This window comes from Streptomyces sp. NPDC007264 (assembly GCF_042869095.1).
Taxonomy (GTDB): domain Bacteria; phylum Actinomycetota; class Actinomycetes; order Streptomycetales; family Streptomycetaceae; genus Streptomyces.
Genome location: NZ_JBIAFD010000007.1, coordinates 342,121 through 359,437, shown reverse-complemented (window position 1 = coordinate 359,437; position 17,317 = coordinate 342,121). Strand labels below are relative to the sequence as shown.

The window sequence follows — 17,317 nt, the reverse complement described above, 5'->3', positions numbered from 1 at the left end:
GCGCCCCGCGTCAGCTGTCGAAGCCCAGCCCCAGCCTGTCCATCGTCCTCAGCCAGAGGTTGCGCCGCCCGCCGTGCGCGTCGGCCCGGGCCAGCGACCACCTGGTCAGTGCGATGCCCGTCCAGGCGAAGGGCTCCGGCGGGAACGGCAGCGGCTTCCTGCGGACCATCTCCAGCTCGGTCAGCTCGGTGCGCTCCCCCGCCAGCAGGTCCAGCATCACCTCCGCGCCGAAGCGGGTGGCACCGACGCCCAGCCCCGTGTAACCGGCCGCGTAGGCCACCCTCCCCCGGTGCGCCGTCCCGAAGAAGGCGGAGAAGCGCGAGCACGTGTCGATCGCACCGCCCCACGCGTGCGTGAAACGCAGGCCCTCCAGTTGCGGGAAGCACCTGAAGAAGTGCCCGGCGAGCTTGGCGTACGTCTCCGGGCGGTCGTCGTACTCGGCGCGCACCCGGCCGCCGTACGGGTAGACCGCGTCGTAACCGCCCCACAGGATGCGGTTGTCGGCCGAAAGACGGAAGTAGTGGAACTGGTTCGCCGAGTCCCCGAGGCCCTGGCGGTTCTTCCAGCCGACCGACGCGAGCCGGTCGGCCGTCAGCGGCTCGGTCATCAGCGCGTAGTCGTAGACGGGAACGGTGTACGGGCGCACGCGCCGGACCAGGTTCGGGAAGATGTTCGTGCCGAGCGCGACCTGCCGGGCCCGGACCGAGCCGTAGGGGGTGCGTACGGCCATGCCGGCGCCGTACGGCTTCAGGGTGAGGGCGGGCGTGTGCTCGTAGACCCGGACACCGAGCCGGAGGCAGGCCCGCTTGAGCCCCCAGGCGAGCCTGGCCGGGTTGAGCATGGCCACCCCCCGGCGGTCGTGCAGACCGGCGAGGAAGGTCGGTGAGTCGACCTGCTCCCTGACCGCCTCCGTGTCCAGGAACTCGGTGCCCTCCGCCAGGCCCCGGCGCTGTGTCTCCGCGTACCACTCGCGCAGTTCCCGCGCCTGGTACGGCTCGGTGGCGACGTCGATCTCGCCGGTGCGCTCGAAGTCGCAGTCGAGCAAGTGGCGGGCGACCGCCTTCTCGATCTCGTCGAGATTGCGGGCGCCCAGTTCCTGCAGCTTGTGGATCTCGCCCGGCCAGCGGGCGAGCCCGTTGGCCGGGCCATGGGTGAGGGAGGCGGCGCAGAAGCCGCCGTTGCGGCCGGAGGCGGCCCAGCCCGCCTCGCGGCCCTCCACCAGCACCACGTCCCGCTGCGGATCGCGTTCCTTGGCGATGAGCGCGGTCCACAGTCCGCTGTAGCCGCCGCCGACGACCAGCAGGTCGCAGGTCTCGGCGCCGGTGAGGGCGGGCTCGGGTCGGGGCTTGGCCGGGTCGTCCAGCCAGTACGGGACCGGCCGGACTTCGGAAAGGGACTTCGTCCAGGTGGTGCCACGGCTCATGGCGCTTGGGGCCATGACTGTCAACTCCCTACCGGTGCGTCATGCCTTGGGGCGGTTGCGGCGATTGCCGACGGCCATCGAGGTCAGGACCAGCAGCACGGCGACGATGAACATCGTCGTGCCGATGACATTGATCTGTACGGGCGTGCCGCGCTGTGCCGAGCCCCACACGAACATGGGGAAGGTGACGGTCGAGCCCGCGTTGAAGTTGGTGATGATGAAATCGTCGAAGGAGAGCGCGAAGGCGAGCAGCGCGCCCGCGGCGATCCCGGGTGCCGCGATCGGCAGGGTGACCCGGACGAAGGTCTGGAACGGTCCGGCGTACAGGTCCTGTGCCGCCTGCTCCAGCCTCGGGTCCATCGACATGACGCGTGCCTTGACGGCCGTGACGACGAAGCTGAGGCAGAACATGATGTGGGCGATCAGGATCGTCCAGAAGCCGAGCTGGGCACCCATGTTGAGGAACAGGGTGAGCAGTGAGGCCGCCATGACGACCTCGGGCATCGCCATGGGCAGGAAGATCAGCGAATTGACCGCGCCGCGTGCGCGGAAGCGGTAGCGGACCAGCGCGAAGGCGATCATCGTGCCGAGGACCGTGGCACCGATCGTCGCCCACACGGCGAGCTGCAGGCTGATCGACAGGGAGCCGCACATGTCGGCGACGCCGCACGGGTCCTTCCAGGCGCTCAGCGAGAACCGCTGCCACTCGTAGTTGAAGCGGCCCTTCGGCTGGTTGAAGGAGAACACCGTGACGACGACGTTCGGCAGCAGGAGATATGCGAGCGTCAGCAGTCCCGCGATGACGACGAGATGGCGCTTGAGCCAGTTGACGAAGGCCATTTAAACCAGATCCTCCGTGCCGGACCTGCGGATGTAGACGGTGACCATGATGAGGATCGCGGCCATCAGGATGAACGAGAGCGCCGCGGCCGTCGGGTAGTCGAGGATCCGCAGGAACTGCGTCTGGATGACGTTGCCGACCATGCGGGTGTCGGTGGAGCCGAGCAGATCGGCGTTCACGTAGTCGCCCGCGGCCGGGATGAAGGTGAGCAGCGTGCCGGAGACCACGCCCGGCATCGACAGCGGGAAGGTGACCTTCCGGAAGGTCGTGAGGGGCTTGGCGTACAGGTCGCCCGCCGCCTCGTGGAGGCGTCCGTCGATGCGCTCCAGCGAGGTGTACAGCGGCAGGATCATGAACGGCAGGAAGTTGTACGTCAGACCGGTGACCACCGCGAGCGGTGTGGCCAGGACCCGGTCGCCGGCCGTCCAGCCGAGCCAGCTGGTGACATCCAGGACGTGCAGCGTGTTGAGGGCGCCCACGACCGGGCCGCCGTCCGCGAGGATCGTCTTCCAGGCGAGCGTGCGGATCAGGAAGCTGGTGAAGAACGGCGCGATCACCAGGATCATGATGAGGTTGCGCCAGCGGCCCGCGCGGAACGCGATGAGGTACGCGAGCGGATAGCCGAGGACCAGGCACAGGAGCGTCGCGGCGGCCGCGTACAGGACGGAGCGCAAGAACTGCGGCCAGTACTCGGACAGCGCGTCCCAGTAGGTCGCGAAGTGCCAGGTGACCTTGTAGCCCTGCTCCAGGGACCCGGTCTGCACCGACGTGGACGCCTGGTAGACCATCGGCAGCGCGAAGAAGACCAGCAGCCACAGGATGCCGGGCAGCAGCAGCCAGTACGGGGTCATGCGGCCCCGCCTGCGCGGCGCTTTGCGCTCCGCTGCGGCGGGGGCGAGAGGCGGTGGAGCCTCGGTGAGCGTCGACATCAGGCCGCCTCTTCCTCGACGGTCTCCACGCCGGCGTCGATGTCCTGCGCCGCGTCCAGGCCGAAGGTGTGGGCCGGGTTCCAGTGCAGGACCACCTCGGCGCCGGGCACCAGCCGCGGGTCGCGGTCGATGTTCTGGACGTAGACCTCGAACTCGGGACAGGCCGGGCTGTCGATGACGTACTGCGTGGAGACGCCGATGAAGCTGGAGTCGGCGATCGTGCCGGTGATGCGGTTGCGGCCCCCGGGGATCTCGCCCGCGTCGTCGGTGTGGGTGAGGGATATCTTCTCCGGGCGGACGCCGACCAGCACCTTGCCGCCTGCCGTCGTCGGTGCGGAGCAGCGCGCCTCGGGGAGCGTGAGCTTGCCGCCGCCGGCCGCGAGGACGATGTCGCCGCCGTTCTTGGTGTCGACCTCGGCCTCGATGAGGTTGGAGGTGCCGAGGAAGTTGGCGACGAACGTGGTCTGCGGGTTCTCGTAGAGGTCGGTGGGCGAACCGAGCTGCTCGACCCGGCCCGCGTTCATCACGGCGACCGTGTCGGCCATCGTCATGGCCTCCTCCTGGTCGTGCGTGACATGGATGAACGTGATGCCGACCTCGGTCTGGATGCGCTTGAGCTCCAACTGCATCTGCCGGCGCAGCTTGAGGTCGAGGGCGCCGAGCGGCTCGTCGAGGAGGAGCACCTTGGGGTGGTTGATCAGGGCGCGGGCGACGGCGACGCGCTGCTGCTGGCCGCCGGAGAGCTGGTGCGGTTTCTTGCGCGCCTGCTCACCGAGCTGCACCAGGTCGAGCATCTCCTCGACCTGCTTCTTCACCGACTTGATGCCGCGCCGGCGCAGGCCGAAGGCGACGTTCTCGAAGACGTCGAGGTGCGGGAAGAGGGCGTACGACTGGAAGACCGTGTTCACCGGCCGCTTGTAGGGCGGCAGGTGGGTCACCTCCTGGTCGCCGAGGCGGACGCTGCCGGAGGAGGGTTCCTCCAGGCCGGCGATCATGCGCAGGGTGGTGGTCTTGCCGCAGCCGGAGGCGCCGAGCAGGGCGAAGAAGGAGCCCTGCGGCACGGTCAGGTCGAGCGGGTGCACGGCGGTGAAGGAGCCGTAGGTCTTGCTGATCCCGGAGAGGCGGACGTCGCCGCTGGTTTCTGTCGTCATCTTCGTCACGCCCCTGTCAGCTTTGCGAACTTCTCTTCGTAGGCCGTCTCTTCCTTCTGCGTCAGCGCGCGGAAGGCGTGGGACTTGGCGGCCATGGCCTTGTCGGGAAGGATCAGCGGGTTGTTCGCCGCGTCCTTGTCGATCTTCTCGAGGTAGGGCTTCACTCCGTCGGCGGGGCTGACGTAGTTGACGTAGGCGGCGAGCGCGGCGGCCTGCTCCGGCTCGTAGTAGAAGTCGATGAGCCGCTCGGCGTTGGTCTTGTGACGTGCCTTGTTCGGGATCAGCATGTTGTCCGTCGACGTCATGTAGCCGCTGTCGGGGATGATGAAGTCGACGTCCGGGCTGTCCGCCTTGAGCTGGACGATGTCGCCGCCCCAGGCCACGCAGGCGGCCAGGTCGCCCTTGGTGAGATCGGACGTGTAGTCGTTGCCGGTGAAGCGGCGGATCTGGCCCTTGTCGACGGCCTTCTGGAGGCGGGCGATCACCGCGTCGTAGTCGTCGTCGGTGAACTTCGCCGGGTCCTTGCCCATGTCGAGCAGGGTCATGCCGACGCTGTCGCGCATCTCCGACAGGAAGCCGACCCGGCCCTTGAGCTTGGGGTTGTCGAGCAGGTCGGAGATCGACCTGACCTCGATGCCGTCGAGCGCCTTCCTGTTGAAGGCGATGACGGTGGAGATGCCCTGCCAGGGGTAGGAGTACGCCCGGCCCGGGTCCCAGTCGGGGCTGCGGAACTGGCTCGACAGGTTGGCGTAGGCGTGCGGGAGGTTCGCGGGGTCCAGTTTCTGGGCCCATCCCAGGCGGATCACCCGGGCGGCCAGCCAGTCCGTGAGGACGATGAGGTCCCGTCCGGTGTCCTGGCCCGCGGCGAGCTGTGGCTTGACCTTGCCGAAGAACTCGTTGTTGTCGTTGATGTCCTCGGTGTACTTGACCTGGATGCCGGTCCGCTTGGTGAAGGCCTCGAGCGTCGGGCGGTGTTTGCCGCTGTCGTCGACGTCGATGTACTCGGGCCAGTTGGAGAAGTTGACGGTCTTCTCCTTCGCCGAGTGGTCCTCGGCGGCCGTGCCGCCCTGCGTCTTGCCTGCCGCGGGGATCCCGCAGGCGCTCAGCGCCCCGAGTCCACCCACCGCGAGCACGCCGCCCGCGGAGGCGCGCAGCAGCGAACGGCGGGTGAGGGATGCCCTGCCGTTCCGGAGGCTGCGCCGCACGGCGGCCGTTTGGGCCGGGGTCAGGCGGTCGGGCTCGTACTGCTCCATGCGCGTGGTGCCCTTTCGGGAGGGTGTGGCCGCGGGTCGGGCGGCCTGTCTGCTATCGGTCCCCGAAGACGGTGCGGTGCCAGTCCTTCCCGGCCACCGCCGTGTTGTCGAACATGACGTGCTTGATCTGTGTGTACTCCTCGAACGAATAGGCGGACATGTCCTTGCCGAAGCCGGACTGCTTGAATCCGCCGTGCGGCATCTCGCTGATGATCGGGATGTGGTCGTTGACCCATACGCAGCCCGCCCTGATCTCGCGGGTCGCGCGGCCCGCCCGGTAGACGTCGCGGCTCCAGGCGGACGCGGCGAGCCCGTACGGGGTGTCGTTGGCGAGCCGGATGCCGTCGTCGTCGCCGTCGAAGGGCAGCACGACGAGCACCGGCCCGAAGATCTCCGACTGGACGATCTCGCTGTCCTGGGGCGCGTCGGCCACGAGGGTGGGGCGATAGTACGCCCCGTGCTCGAGATCCCCCCCGGGAGTCTCCCCGCCGGTCACCACCCGCGCGTAGGCACGCGCCCGGTCGACGAAACCGGCCACGCGGTCGCGCTGGGCGTGCGAGATCAGCGGACCCAGGTCGGTGCCCGAGGCGAACGGGTCGCCGAGCCGGACGGTCTCCATGAGGGCGGCGGTCCTCGCCACGAACTCCTCGTAGAGGGAGCGTTGCACATACGCGCGGGTGGCGGCCGTGCAGTCCTGGCCGGTGTTGATGAGCGCGCCCGCGACCGCGCCGTTGACGGCGGCCTCCAGGTCGGCGTCGTCGAAGACGACGAAGGGCGCCTTGCCGCCGAGCTCCAGATGGATCCGCTTGACGCCTGCGGTGGCGATCTCGGCGACGCGCCTGCCGACGGCGGTGGAGCCGGTGAACGAGGTCATGACCACGTCGGGATGACCGACCAGGTGCTCGCCCGCCTCCTTGCCGGCGCCGGTGACGACATTGATCACACCGTCCGGGATGCCCGCCTCGGTGGCCGCCCGGGCGAACAGCAGCGAGGTCAGCGGGGTGAGCTCGGCGGGCTTGAGGACGATGGTGTTGCCCGCGGCGATCGCCGGGAGGATCTTCCAGGCCGCCATCTGGAGGGGGTAGTTCCAGGGCGCGACGGAACCGACGACGCCGATGGGTTCGCGGCGCACGTACGACGTGTGGTCGCCGGAGTACTCACCGGCGGCCTGCCCCGTCAGGTGCCGGGCGGCCCCCGCGAAGAAGGCGGTGTTGTCGATCGTGCCCGGCACGTCGAACTCCCGCGTGAGCTTGAGGGGTTTGCCGCACTGCAGGGACTCGAGGCGGGCGAGGTCCTCGGCGTGCCCGGCGAGGACGGCGGCGAAGCGGTGCAGCGCGTCGGAGCGCTCGGCGGGGGTGGCGCCCGACCAGTCGGGGAACGCTGCGCGGGCGGCCGCCACGGCGCGGTCGACGTCCTCGGTTCCGGCCAGCTCGTAGCTGAACACCTCGGCGCCGGTGGACGGGTCGACCACCATGTGCGTGCGGCCCGACGTGCCCCTGGCCGGCCTGCCCGCGATGTACTGCGCTCCGTCCGCGAAGCGTTCGCGCAGCTCGGCCTGTGTCCGGAAGCGGATGTCGGTCTCGCCGGTGTTGCCCGGGATGTCCATGTCGCTCTCCTCCGCCGCCGACCCGCGTCCAACGCGGGGGCTGACGTAGCTCCAGCTCGATTTGAGTGCCGATCCTGACAGAGGAGAAGGACGTCAACAAGGGATTCCGTTGTTGCCTTTTGGTTACGCGACGGAATCTGTCGACCAGGTGTCGAGTCACATCCGAAAAGCCGAGACGCAGTGTCAGTGGCGCATGCCACACTCGCCGCCATGGGGAAGATCGATTCTTGGGAGTCCCTCGTCGGGGAGCTCCAGGCGGGGGCGAGAGTCAAGTACCTGCACTTCTGGGGGCACCGCCCGCGGCCGGACGGGCGGATCGGGGCGAGCTGCCTGAGCCAGTGGTGGCCGTCGCCCTTCACCGCGGACGGCGTGGAGTACGCGACGGCCGAGCACTGGATGATGGCATCGAAGGCACGGCTGTTCCGCGACGCGGAGGCCGAGCGCCAGGCCGTCACGGCGCCGAACCCGGCGCTCGCCAAGAAGGCGGGACGGCTGGTGCGCGGCTTCGACGAGGCGATATGGGAGCGCGAGCGCTTCGGGATCGTCGTCGAGGGCAGCGTCCACAAGTTCGCCGCCCATCCCGGTCTGCGCGCCTTCCTGCTGGGTACGGGCGACCGTGTGCTCGTCGAGGCGAGCCCGGTCGACCGGGTGTGGGGCATCGGCCTCGCGGCGGACGACGAGCGGGCGGCGGACCCCCAGCGATGGCGCGGCCCGAACCTTCTGGGGTTCGCGCTGATGGCGGCACGGGAGCGGTTGGCGGCGGGCCGGGCCTGGAGGGCGTGTTGCGAAAGTCCCGTCTGCCCCGCGACGCCTGGCACGGCGCCTCGCCGCGTTGTCGGGATCGCCCGCGTACGCCCAGTACGCGGGTGATGCGACAACGCGGCGGTGGGGGCCCCTCCCGCGCGAGCGCAGCCGAGCGTGGGGGAGCCGTGCCGGGCGTCGCGAGCCGGTGAACCTTCCCGGCCACAGCACTAGCCGAGCCGGTGGGCCGTCAGGGACATCGAGTAGCCGTCCTCCGGGGCGAACCAGGGATCGTCATTGTTGTTCGGGGCGGTCAGGATCACGGCGAAAAGCCCGATGCCGAGGGCGACGCCGACCGCTCCGCAGATCAGGCCGGCCAGGGCCATGCCCCCGTTCGTCGCCTCGCCGCGGCGGGCCTTGCGGCGGCCGATGATGCCGAAGATCACGGCGAGCACGCCCACGACGATGGCCACCGGCCACAGGCAGAACACCGCGGCGGAGACGATCCCCAGGACCATCGAGGCGGTGCCCAAGCCGTTGCTCGGCATGAACGGCGTCCCCGGCCAGCCGTAGCCGACAGCGCCTCCCCCGGGGCCGTACCCCGGATAGCCGGGGTGAGCGGGGTAGGCGTACGGCGGCTGCCCGGGGCCTTCGGGGCCGATGGGCGGTGGCGGCACGGGCTCACCGGCGGCGGGCGGGGCGAAGGGGTCGGCAAGGGCGCCGGGCGTGGGCCCGCCGAACGGCGGGAGCGCGCCCACCGCGGGGCCGCCCGGCGTGGAGGGGGCGGGGCCCGGCGGGGCGAACGGAGCGCTCCATGGCCCCGCCGGGGCCTCGGAGCCGGGCAGGGAGACGACCGTGTGCTGGTCGTGCACGGACGGCGCGCCGCCGAGGGCCGCGGTGTCCGGGGGGCCCGCGGAGACCGGCCCGCCCGGAGTGGCGGTGCCCGCGCCGGGCGCCTGGCCGGCGGGCGGCGCCCACGGGTCCGGCGCGGGACGCGGGGCGGCGGCGGGCTTGTCGAGGGAGACCTCGGCCGGTGCCGGTGCCGTGTCGTCACCCGGGGAAGCCCACGGGCCCGGGGCGGCGTTCTGCGGCGATCCCGGCTGCGCCTGCGCGTCGTCGGACATGCGTGGGGTCCCCTCCGTCGTACGCCTGTCGTACGTCCCGTCATGCTACGGTCCACGCCTCCCCGGCATCGCCGCGCTCTACGATGATCCCCGAGTCACCGATCAGCCGATCACCCGCGTCCCGCCCGAACCCGGTGCGGGGACGCCGTTCCCGGGGAGGGACCTTGACCGACCACCGCGACCCCGCCGCCGCGCGCGATCTCAGCGCCTTCATCGCCGGGCTGCCCAAGGCCGAACTCCATGTGCACCACGTCGGCTCCGCCTCCCCCCGCATCGTCTCGGAACTGGCCGCCCGCCACCCCGACTCCAGGGTGCCCACCGACCCCGAGGCCCTCGTCGACTACTTCTCCTTCACGGACTTCGCCCACTTCATCGAGGTGTACCTGTCGGTCGTCGACCTCATCCGGACTCCCGAGGACGTGCGGCTGCTGACGTACGAGGTCGCCCGCGACATGGCCCGGCAGCAGGTCCGCTACGCCGAGCTGACCGTCACCCCCTTCTCCTCCACCCGTCGTGGCATCGACGAACGCGCCTTCATGGACGCCATCGAGGACGCCCGCAAGGCGGCGGAGGCCGAGTTCGGCACCGTTCTGCGCTGGTGCTTCGACATACCGGGCGAGGCCGGCCTCGAGTCCGCGGAGGAGACGATCCGGCTCGCCACCGACGACCGGCTGCGCCCCGAGGGGCTCGTCTCCTTCGGGCTCGGCGGACCCGAGATCGGCGTTCCGCGGCCGCAGTTCAAGCCGTACTTCGACCGGGCCAGGGCCGCCGGACTGCGGTCCGTGCCGCACGCGGGCGAGACGACCGGGCCCGAGACGGTCTGGGACGCCCTCGGCGAGCTGCGGGCCGAGCGCATCGGGCACGGCACCACGTCCGCCCAGGACCCGAAGCTGCTGGCGCACCTGGCCGAGCACCGCATCCCGCTGGAGGTCTGCCCGACCTCCAACGTCGCGACCCGCGCCGTCCGCACCCTCGACGAGCACCCCCTCAAGGAGTTCGTGCGTGCGGGCGTCCTCGTCACCATCAACTCCGACGACCCGCCGATGTTCGGCACCGACCTCAACAACGAGTACGCGGTCGCCGCACGGCTGCTCGACCTCGACGAGCGGGGTCTGGCGGACCTGGCCAAGAACGCGGTCGAGTCGTCCTTCCTCGACGCCGAGGGCAAGGCGACGCTGACGGCCGAGATCGACGCCTACACCGCGGCCCGGCTCGCACCCTGACCGCCCCCGCCGTCCCGGCACCCCCGGCGGGGCGCCGTGCGGCGTCCCGCCGCCACAATGGGCCCATGCGAACCGTGACCGCCGTGGCCCATCGCGGCGACCCCTACCGCCACCGCGAGAACACGATCGACTCGGTGCGTTCCGCGCTCCACCGGGGCGCGGACGCGGTCGAGATCGACGTACGGCTCACCCGTGACGGCGTCCCCGTGCTCCTGCACGACGAGACGCTGAAGCGGCTGTGGGCGCGGGACCGGCCGCTCACCGCCCTCTCCTCCGCCGAGGTGGCGGGGCTGACGGCGGGCCGGGTGCCGACGCTGGCGGACGCCCTGGCGGCGACCCACGGGAGCCGCGTCATGATCGACCTGCCCGGCACGCCCTCGGTCCGCGCCGTCCGCCGGGTCGTGGGTGTCGTCCGGGAGTGCGGGGCCGAGGAGCGGGTGTACTACTGCGCGGGGGCGCAGACCATGCTGGCCGTCCGGGCCGCCGCTCCCTCGGCGGAGATCGCCCTGACCTGGACGACCCTCGCCCCGCCGCGGCCCGCCCTGCTCGACGCGGTGCGCCCGCGCTGGCTCAACTACCGCTTCGGCCTCCTCAGCAAGGAGCTGACCGCCCGGACGCAGCGCGCGGGCTACCTGGTGTCGGCCTGGACGCCCGACACCAGGCGCTCCATGCGCCGCCTCCTCGCCATGGGCGTGGACTCGATCACGACGAACCGCCTCGACGCGCTGCGCGCGGTGCGCGGCGGCGAGGCGCGTCACCACACGGCCGCCCGGACGGTCACCCGCTGACGGCCCCGGCCGGAGCGGCGGGCGGTGCCGGTGCCGGTGCCGGTGCCGGTGCCGGTGCCGTCAGAGCCTCCAGCCGCTTGATCTTCCTGCGGAGCACGTACAGCGGGATCACGCCGAAGACCCCGAAGGACATGTCGATCAGCGACCACCAGAAGGGGATCCCGCGGATCGGCCCGCAGATGAGGGCCAGCGGGATGACGCCCGCGCAGGCGATCATCGCGAACTCCACCACCCAGATGTTGCGGACGGGGTCGCGGTAGGACCCGTAGAAGGCCACCGCGATCACGAGGTGCGCGAACGCCAGCCAGTCCGTTCCGTACAGGACGAAGGGCTGTTCGGCATCGGTGGCGTCGAGTCCGCGGCGCACCCGCTCGATCCAGTCCGTGAGGGCGGGGAGGTGCTGCGGCACCGACAGGGAGGTGAGCAGATCCTCGGCCCAGTGCAGCTCGTGCACGAGGGGGAAGGCGGTGGCGCCACTGAGCACCAGACACACGACGAAGAGAACCAACCAGACGCGGATGCCCTTCAGCAGGGCGGCTCTGTCGCTCATGCGAGGAGCGTACGCCTTGAATTGAACACGTTCAAAAATGCCCCCTCGCCTTGGGACGTGATCAGCAGGCGCTTGAGAGGGGGCGGACGGAGGGAAGGTCTGCCGTGGACACCGCGGAGATCGTCGTGGTGGTTCTGGCCGCCGTGCCGATCGGCGCCCTGGGCTGGTTCTTCTTCGGCCCGTGCCGCGCTCGCGGCGCACGCCTGGAGGGCGGGGTGCAGCGGGCCGAGGTGACCGTGCGGGGCGGCTACCGTCCCGCGGTGATCCGGGTGCGGCAGGGCGTGCCGGTGGAGCTCGTCTTCGACCGGCAGGAGTCCGGTGAGTGCACCGACCGCGTCGTCTTCCCCGGCCTACGGGTCAGTGCGGGGCTGCCCGCCTTCCAGCGCACCACCGTGCGCCTGCGCCCCGAGTGGTCACCCCGGTGATGTTCTACACCGGGTGGCCGATCCACCGCATCGGCCGACTGACCCTGCGCCACCGCGACGCCGACATGAACTCCCTTATCACGCTGGGCACTTAGGCGGCGTACGGCTACAGCGTGCTGGTCACCCTGGCGCCGCGACCGCTGCCGGCGGACCTGCGCGAGGTCTACTTCGAGGGGGTCGGGCCGACGCCTCGGGCACCCCCACGGAGTGAACACGGTCCCGCTCCCACCCGTACAGCCGTACAGCCGTATGCGCGGGGGCTCGTCACCGGGCATCCGCTCCCTTCCGCCTAGGATGATCCCGATGCAGAGTCGTGAGCAGCACCAGCCACCGCGACCGCCCGTGCGGCGGTGGACGGCGCTGCTCGTGCTGGGCCTGCTGGCCGGGCTCCTGGGCATGCACGCCCTCGCCCCCGGAGGCATCGCCCCGCACCACGCCCACGCCCGGCCCGTGCCGGCCGCCGCGGCCGTGGACGGCGACTGCGCCGACGGTCACTGCGGTGGAAGCCATGCGCAGCACGCGGACACCACCTGCGCGGCGGCCGCCGTCGGCGAGGCCCCGCAGCCGCCCGCGCTCACGCCCGATCCGACGGTCCGTCCCGCGCCCACCGGTGCCGTGCGCGCCCACCCGGCCGCGGCTCCTGACGGCGGACGCGCGCCACCGTCTCTGGCCGAACTCCAACTCCTGCGGATCTAGAGGCCGCCACGGCACCGGGTCGCACTCCCGCCCGGCGCCCACGCACGCCCGGATCCACTTTCCTTTCACACCGCAGGAGTTCCAGCATGACCGTGTCACGTGTCCTCGTCCGTCGCGCCGCCCTGGCCACGGCCACCGCCACCGCCGCGGTGGTCCTCGCCGCCTGCGGCGGCGACAGCGACGGCAGCCACTCCGGCGGCGGCTCGGCGTCGTCGTCCGCGAGCACCGGTACCCACGCCGGAGCGCACACCACCCAGGACGTGTCCTTCGCGCAGGGCATGATCCCGCACCACCGGCAGGCCCTGGAGATGGCGCGGCTCGCCGCCGGCCGGGCGTCCTCCGCCCAGGTCAAGGACCTGGCCTCGCGCATCGAGAAGGCGCAGGACCCGGAGATCACCGCCATGACGGGCTGGCTGAGGTCCTGGGGCGAGGACGTGCCGGCGTCCGACGGCTCCATGGGATCCATGCCCGGCATGGACCACTCCGGCCACTCGGGCATGCCCGGGATGATGACCGTCCAGGACATGGACCGGCTGAAGAAGGCGTCCGGCAAGGACTTCGACACCATGTTCCTGACCATGATGGTCGAGCACCACAAGGGCGCGGTCGCGATGGCCACCACCGAGCAGGACAAGGGCGCGTACGGGCCCGCCACCTCCATGGCCGGCGGGATCATCACCTCGCAGACCGCCGAGATCACCGAGATGGACAAGCTGCTCGGCAAGGGCTGACGGCGACGGCCGTACGCGACGCGTGCCGTGCCCCGGGCCCGCCGCACGCGTACGGCCGGTGAGCGGGTGCCGCGGTCCCGGACGGAGTGTCCGCCGCCGTGCCGCGGGACGCCGCGGCCCCGGACGGGAGGAGTCCCGTCCGGGGCCGCGGTGAGGGCGGGGTGGCGCCTACGCGTCCAGCGACGTCATCACGTGCTTGACCCGCGTGTAGTCGTCGAAGCCGTAGGCCGACAGGTCCTTGCCGTAGCCGGACTTCTTGAAGCCGCCGTGCGGCATCTCGGCCACCAGCGGGATGTGCGTGTTGATCCACACGCAGCCGAAGTCGAGGGCCTTGGACAGGCGCATGGCGCGCGCGTGGTCCTTCGTCCACACCGAGGAGGCGAGGGCGTAGTCGACGCCGTTCGCGTACTCGACGGCCTGCGCCTCGTCCGTGAAGGACTGGACGGTGATGACCGGCCCGAAGACCTCGTTCTGGATGATCTCGTCGTCCTGCTTGAGGCCCGAGACCACGGTCGGCGCGAAGAAGTAGCCCTTGTCGCCGACCCGCTGGCCGCCGGCCTCGACCTTGGCGTGCGCGGGCAGGCGCTCGATGAAGCCGGAGACCTGCGCCAGCTGGTTCGGGTTGTTGAGGGGCCCGTAGAGCACGTCCTCGTCGTCCGGCAGGCCGGTCTTCGTCTCGGCGGCGGCCTTCGCGAGCGCGGCCACGAACTCGTCGTGGATGGACTCGTGGACCAGGACACGGCAGGCGGCCGTGCAGTCCTGGCCGGCGTTGAAGAAGCCGGCCACGGAGATGTCCTCGACGGCCTTGGCGATGTCGGTGTCCTCGAAGACGACGACCGGCGCCTTGCCGCCCAGCTCCAGGTGGACGCGCTTGAGGTCCTTGGACGCGGACTCGGCGACGTTCATACCGGCGCGCACCGAGCCGGTGATCGAGGCCATCGCCGGGGTCGGGTGCTCCACCATCATGCGGCCCGTCTCACGGTCGCCGCAGATGACGTTGAAGACGCCCTTGGGCAGGATCGAGCCGATGATGTCGGCGATCAGGACCGTGGACGCCGGCGTGGTGTCCGACGGCTTCAGGACGACCGTGTTGCCCGCCGCGATCGCCGGGGCGAACTTCCACACCGCCATCATCATCGGGTAGTTCCACGGCGCCACCTGCGCGCAGACGCCCACGGGCTCGCGGCGGATCATGGAGGTCATCCCCTCCATGTACTCGCCGGCCGAACGGCCTTCGAGCATGCGGGCCGCACCCGCGAAGAAGCGGATCTGGTCGACCATCGGCGGGATCTCCTCCGACCGGGTCAGCCCGGTCGGCTTGCCCGTGTTCTCGACCTCGGCCGCGATCAGCTCCTCGGCCCGCTCCTCGAACGCGTCCGCGATCTTGAGGAGAGCCTTCTGGCGCTCGGCGGGCGTGGTGTCCCGCCAGGCGGGGAAGGCCGCAGCGGCGGCCGCCATCGCGGCGTCGACGTCCGCCTGCCCGGACAGCGGCGCGGTCGCGTACGCCTCGCCGGTCACGGGGTTGACCACCTCGGTGGTCCGTCCGTCGGCGGCGTCACGGAATTCGCCGTCGATGTAGTTGCGCAGACGACGCAGCTCGGTGCTCACTGCGGGCCCTCCCAGCTCAGTTTCGGGTGTCCAATCGCTGAGACACCCACCCTAGTGCGTGGTCCCACGTTTTCAACACCCCCAATCCCATGGAAGCTGCGAAATCCGCAGGCTTGCCGCACACAGACAACGAATTTCATCGATCGAGCCTTGCGAAACTGCCGAGACGTCGTGCACAGTGAGGTGGTGGCCAGTCGAAACGCAGACCAGAAGGACTCCCGCGAGTCCAGGAGCGGCGGCACCCCCCAGTTGGACGCCGTCTCCCTCGCCATCATCGAGCAGCTCCAGGAGGACGGCCGCCGGCCGTACGCCGCGATCGGGAAGGCCGTCGGCCTCTCCGAGGCGGCCGTGCGCCAGCGCGTCCAGAAGCTGCTCGACCAGGGCGTGATGCAGATCGTCGCCGTCACGGACCCGCTCACCGTGGGGTTCCGCCGACAGGCGATGGTCGGCATCAACGTCGAGGGCGACGTGGAGTCCGTCGCCGACGCGCTGGCCGCCATGTCCGAATGCGAGTACGTGGTGATGACCGCAGGCTCGTTCGACCTGATGGTGGAGATCGTCTGCGAGGACGACGACCACCTGCTGGACGTCATCAGCAAGGGCATCCGGGCCCTCCCCGGAGTGCGCTCCACCGAGAGCTTCGTCTACCTCAGGCTCAAGAAGCAGACCTACATGTGGGGAACCCGATAGCCGTGAGCACCAAGGACCTCAGCAAGACCGCGTACGACCACCTGTGGATGCACTTCACCCGCATGTCCTCGTACGAGAACGCGCCCGTTCCCACCATCGTCCGGGGCGAAGGCGTCTCCATCTACGACGACAAGGGCAAGCGCTACATCGACGGTCTGTCCGGCCTGTTCGTGACCCAGGTGGGCCACGGCCGCACCGAGCTGGCCGAGACGGCGTTGAAGCAGGCGCAGGAGCTGGCGTTCTTCCCCGTGTGGTCCTACGCCCACCCCAAGGCCGTCGAGCTGGCGGAGCGCCTCGCCGGCTACGCGCCGGGCGATCTGAACAAGGTCTTCTTCACCACGGGCGGCGGCGAGGCGGTCGAGACCGCCTGGAAGCTCGCCAAGCAGTACTTCAAGCTGGTCGGCAAGCCCACCAAGCACAAGGTCATATCCCGCGCGGTCGCCTACCACGGCACCCCGCAGGGCGCCCTGTCCATCACCGGCCTGCCGGCCCTGAAGGCCCCCTTCGAGCCGCTGGTGCCGGGCGCGCACAAGGTCCCGAACACCAACATCTACCGCGCCCCGATCTTCGGCGACGACCCGGAGGCGTTCGGCCGCTGGGCCGCCGACCAGATCGAGCAGCAGATCCTCTTCGAGGGCCCGGACACGGTGGCCGCGGTCTTCCTGGAGCCGGTGCAGAACGCCGGCGGCTGCTTCCCGCCCCCGCCCGGCTACTTCCGGCGGGTGCGCGAGATCTGCGACCGGTACGACGTACTGCTCGTGTCGGACGAGGTGATCTGCGCCTTCGGCCGCCTGGGCACGATGTTCGCCTGCGACAAGTTCGACTACGTCCCGGACATGATCACCTGCGCCAAGGGTATGACGTCGGGCTACTCCCCGATCGGCGCGTGCATCATCTCCGACCGCCTGGCCGAGCCGTTCTACCAGGGCGACAACACCTTCCTGCACGGCTACACCTTCGGCGGCCACCCGGTGTCGGCCGCGGTGGGTCTCGCCAACCTCGACATCTTCGAGCGTGAGGGCCTCAACCAGCACGTGCTCGACCACGAGGCCGCCTTCTTCTCGACCCTGCAGAAGCTGCACGACCTGCCGATCGTCGGCGACGTCCGCGGCAACGGCTTCTTCTACGGCATCGAACTGGTCAAGGACAAGGCGACCAAGGAGAGCTTCAACGAGGAGGAGACCGAGCGCGTCCTGTACGGCTTCCTCTCCAAGGCCCTGTACGACAACGGCCTGTACTGCCGGGCCGACGACCGCGGCGACCCGGTCGTCCAGCTCGCCCCGCCGCTGATCTCCGACCAGGGGACGTTCGACGAGATCGAGGCGATCCTGCGCGCGACGCTGACGGAGGCGTGGACGAAGCTGTGAGCCGGCGGACGCCCGGCGTCCATGGTTCCGGTCTGCCTTCCGGATGATCAGAAACGGCCCCGAGCCGACCGTTGGAGTGAGAAACGGCGGTCCGGGGCCGTTTGCTGTCCGGGCTCGCGGCGCGCGCTGCCTAGCGTGCCCTTGAGTGATCGGCCCTGCCTTCGTCCCCCG

16 protein-coding genes and 1 pseudogene are annotated in these 17,317 nt (G+C 70.6%); 8 read left to right on the top strand and 9 right to left on the bottom strand.

The annotated features are described in order from the left end of the window. Window positions 1-10: 10 nt before the first annotated feature. From ACFYMU_RS15105 to ACFYMU_RS15080, 6 genes are read right to left on the bottom strand one after another with little or no spacing between them, the layout of a single operon-like run. Entirely contained in the window at window positions 11-1,438 is a 1,428-nt protein-coding gene (locus ACFYMU_RS15105; protein ID WP_388372801.1) for an NAD(P)/FAD-dependent oxidoreductase, read from the bottom strand. Window positions 1,439-1,462: 24 nt separating this feature from the next. Continuing rightward, a complete protein-coding gene (locus tag ACFYMU_RS15100; RefSeq protein WP_388372799.1) occupies window positions 1,463-2,263 on the bottom strand; it encodes an ABC transporter permease in 801 nt (266 codons plus the stop codon). Then, the gene (locus tag ACFYMU_RS15095; protein WP_388372798.1) at window positions 2,264-3,193 is read right to left on the bottom strand and encodes an ABC transporter permease; all 930 of its coding nucleotides are present in this window, start codon (window positions 3,191-3,193) and stop codon (window positions 2,264-2,266) included. Continuing rightward, on the bottom strand, window positions 3,193-4,344 hold the full coding sequence (locus ACFYMU_RS15090) for an ABC transporter ATP-binding protein (RefSeq protein WP_388372796.1): 1,152 nt from the start codon (window positions 4,342-4,344) through the stop codon (window positions 3,193-3,195). Before ACFYMU_RS15090 ends, ACFYMU_RS15095 begins: the two co-directional genes overlap by 1 nt. A gap of 5 nt (window positions 4,345-4,349) precedes the next feature. Next, window positions 4,350-5,597 carry a PotD/PotF family extracellular solute-binding protein gene (locus ACFYMU_RS15085; RefSeq protein ID WP_388372794.1) on the bottom strand — a complete coding sequence of 416 codons (1,248 nt, stop codon included), beginning with the start codon at window positions 5,595-5,597 and terminating at the stop codon, window positions 4,350-4,352. 52 nt (window positions 5,598-5,649) lie between these two features. Next, window positions 5,650-7,203, bottom strand: coding sequence for a gamma-aminobutyraldehyde dehydrogenase (locus ACFYMU_RS15080; RefSeq protein WP_388372792.1), 1,554 nt, complete (start codon window positions 7,201-7,203; stop codon window positions 5,650-5,652). A 210-nt stretch (window positions 7,204-7,413) separates the two neighbouring features. Here ACFYMU_RS15080 and ACFYMU_RS15075 point away from each other — a divergent pair. Further along, window positions 7,414-7,968, top strand: a pseudogene (locus tag ACFYMU_RS15075) (NADAR family protein); the annotation flags it as partial. A 206-nt stretch (window positions 7,969-8,174) separates the two neighbouring features. Here the strand turns inward: ACFYMU_RS15075 and ACFYMU_RS15070 are convergent. After that, on the bottom strand, window positions 8,175-9,068 hold the full coding sequence (locus tag ACFYMU_RS15070; protein WP_388372790.1) for a DUF4190 domain-containing protein: 894 nt from the start codon (window positions 9,066-9,068) through the stop codon (window positions 8,175-8,177). A 164-nt stretch (window positions 9,069-9,232) separates the two neighbouring features. On the opposite strand from ACFYMU_RS15070, the gene ACFYMU_RS15065 reads away from it, so the two are divergent. Together ACFYMU_RS15065 and ACFYMU_RS15060 are read left to right on the top strand one after the other, a co-directional pair. Continuing rightward, the gene (locus ACFYMU_RS15065; protein WP_388372788.1) at window positions 9,233-10,291 is read left to right on the top strand and encodes an adenosine deaminase; all 1,059 of its coding nucleotides are present in this window, start codon (window positions 9,233-9,235) and stop codon (window positions 10,289-10,291) included. A 65-nt stretch (window positions 10,292-10,356) separates the two neighbouring features. After that, a complete protein-coding gene (locus tag ACFYMU_RS15060) occupies window positions 10,357-11,079 on the top strand; it encodes a glycerophosphodiester phosphodiesterase (protein WP_388372786.1) in 723 nt (240 codons plus the stop codon). On the opposite strand, the gene ACFYMU_RS15055 is transcribed toward ACFYMU_RS15060, so the two are convergent. Beyond that, window positions 11,069-11,629: a hypothetical protein gene (locus tag ACFYMU_RS15055; RefSeq protein ID WP_388372784.1), complete on the bottom strand. Its 561-nt coding sequence runs from the start codon at window positions 11,627-11,629 to the stop codon at window positions 11,069-11,071. The genes ACFYMU_RS15060 and ACFYMU_RS15055 overlap by 11 nt on opposite strands. A gap of 104 nt (window positions 11,630-11,733) precedes the next feature. On the opposite strand from ACFYMU_RS15055, the gene ACFYMU_RS15050 reads away from it, so the two are divergent. The 3 genes from ACFYMU_RS15050 (at window position 11,734) to ACFYMU_RS15040 (ending at window position 13,481) form a co-directional block, all read left to right on the top strand. Continuing rightward, on the top strand, window positions 11,734-12,054 hold the full coding sequence (locus ACFYMU_RS15050) for a cupredoxin domain-containing protein (RefSeq protein ID WP_388372782.1): 321 nt from the start codon (window positions 11,734-11,736) through the stop codon (window positions 12,052-12,054). Window positions 12,055-12,357: 303 nt separating this feature from the next. Next, the gene (locus tag ACFYMU_RS15045; protein ID WP_388372780.1) at window positions 12,358-12,750 is read left to right on the top strand and encodes a DUF6153 family protein; all 393 of its coding nucleotides are present in this window, start codon (window positions 12,358-12,360) and stop codon (window positions 12,748-12,750) included. Between the two features lie 86 nt (window positions 12,751-12,836). Continuing rightward, window positions 12,837-13,481 carry a DUF305 domain-containing protein gene (locus ACFYMU_RS15040; protein WP_388372778.1) on the top strand — a complete coding sequence of 215 codons (645 nt, stop codon included), beginning with the start codon at window positions 12,837-12,839 and terminating at the stop codon, window positions 13,479-13,481. A 168-nt stretch (window positions 13,482-13,649) separates the two neighbouring features. Here ACFYMU_RS15040 and ACFYMU_RS15035 read toward each other — a convergent pair whose 3' ends face one another. Further along, a complete protein-coding gene (locus ACFYMU_RS15035) occupies window positions 13,650-15,089 on the bottom strand; it encodes a gamma-aminobutyraldehyde dehydrogenase (protein ID WP_388372776.1) in 1,440 nt (479 codons plus the stop codon). 171 nt (window positions 15,090-15,260) lie between these two features. On the opposite strand from ACFYMU_RS15035, the gene ACFYMU_RS15030 reads away from it, so the two are divergent. Both ACFYMU_RS15030 and ACFYMU_RS15025 read left to right on the top strand, forming a co-directional pair. Further along, on the top strand, window positions 15,261-15,779 hold the full coding sequence (locus tag ACFYMU_RS15030; protein ID WP_388372922.1) for an Lrp/AsnC family transcriptional regulator: 519 nt from the start codon (window positions 15,261-15,263) through the stop codon (window positions 15,777-15,779). Continuing rightward, window positions 15,764-17,146, top strand: coding sequence for an aspartate aminotransferase family protein (locus tag ACFYMU_RS15025; RefSeq protein ID WP_388372774.1), 1,383 nt, complete (start codon window positions 15,764-15,766; stop codon window positions 17,144-17,146). The genes ACFYMU_RS15030 and ACFYMU_RS15025 overlap by 16 nt, the downstream gene beginning before the upstream one ends. The last annotated feature ends 171 nt before the right edge of the window (window positions 17,147-17,317 follow it).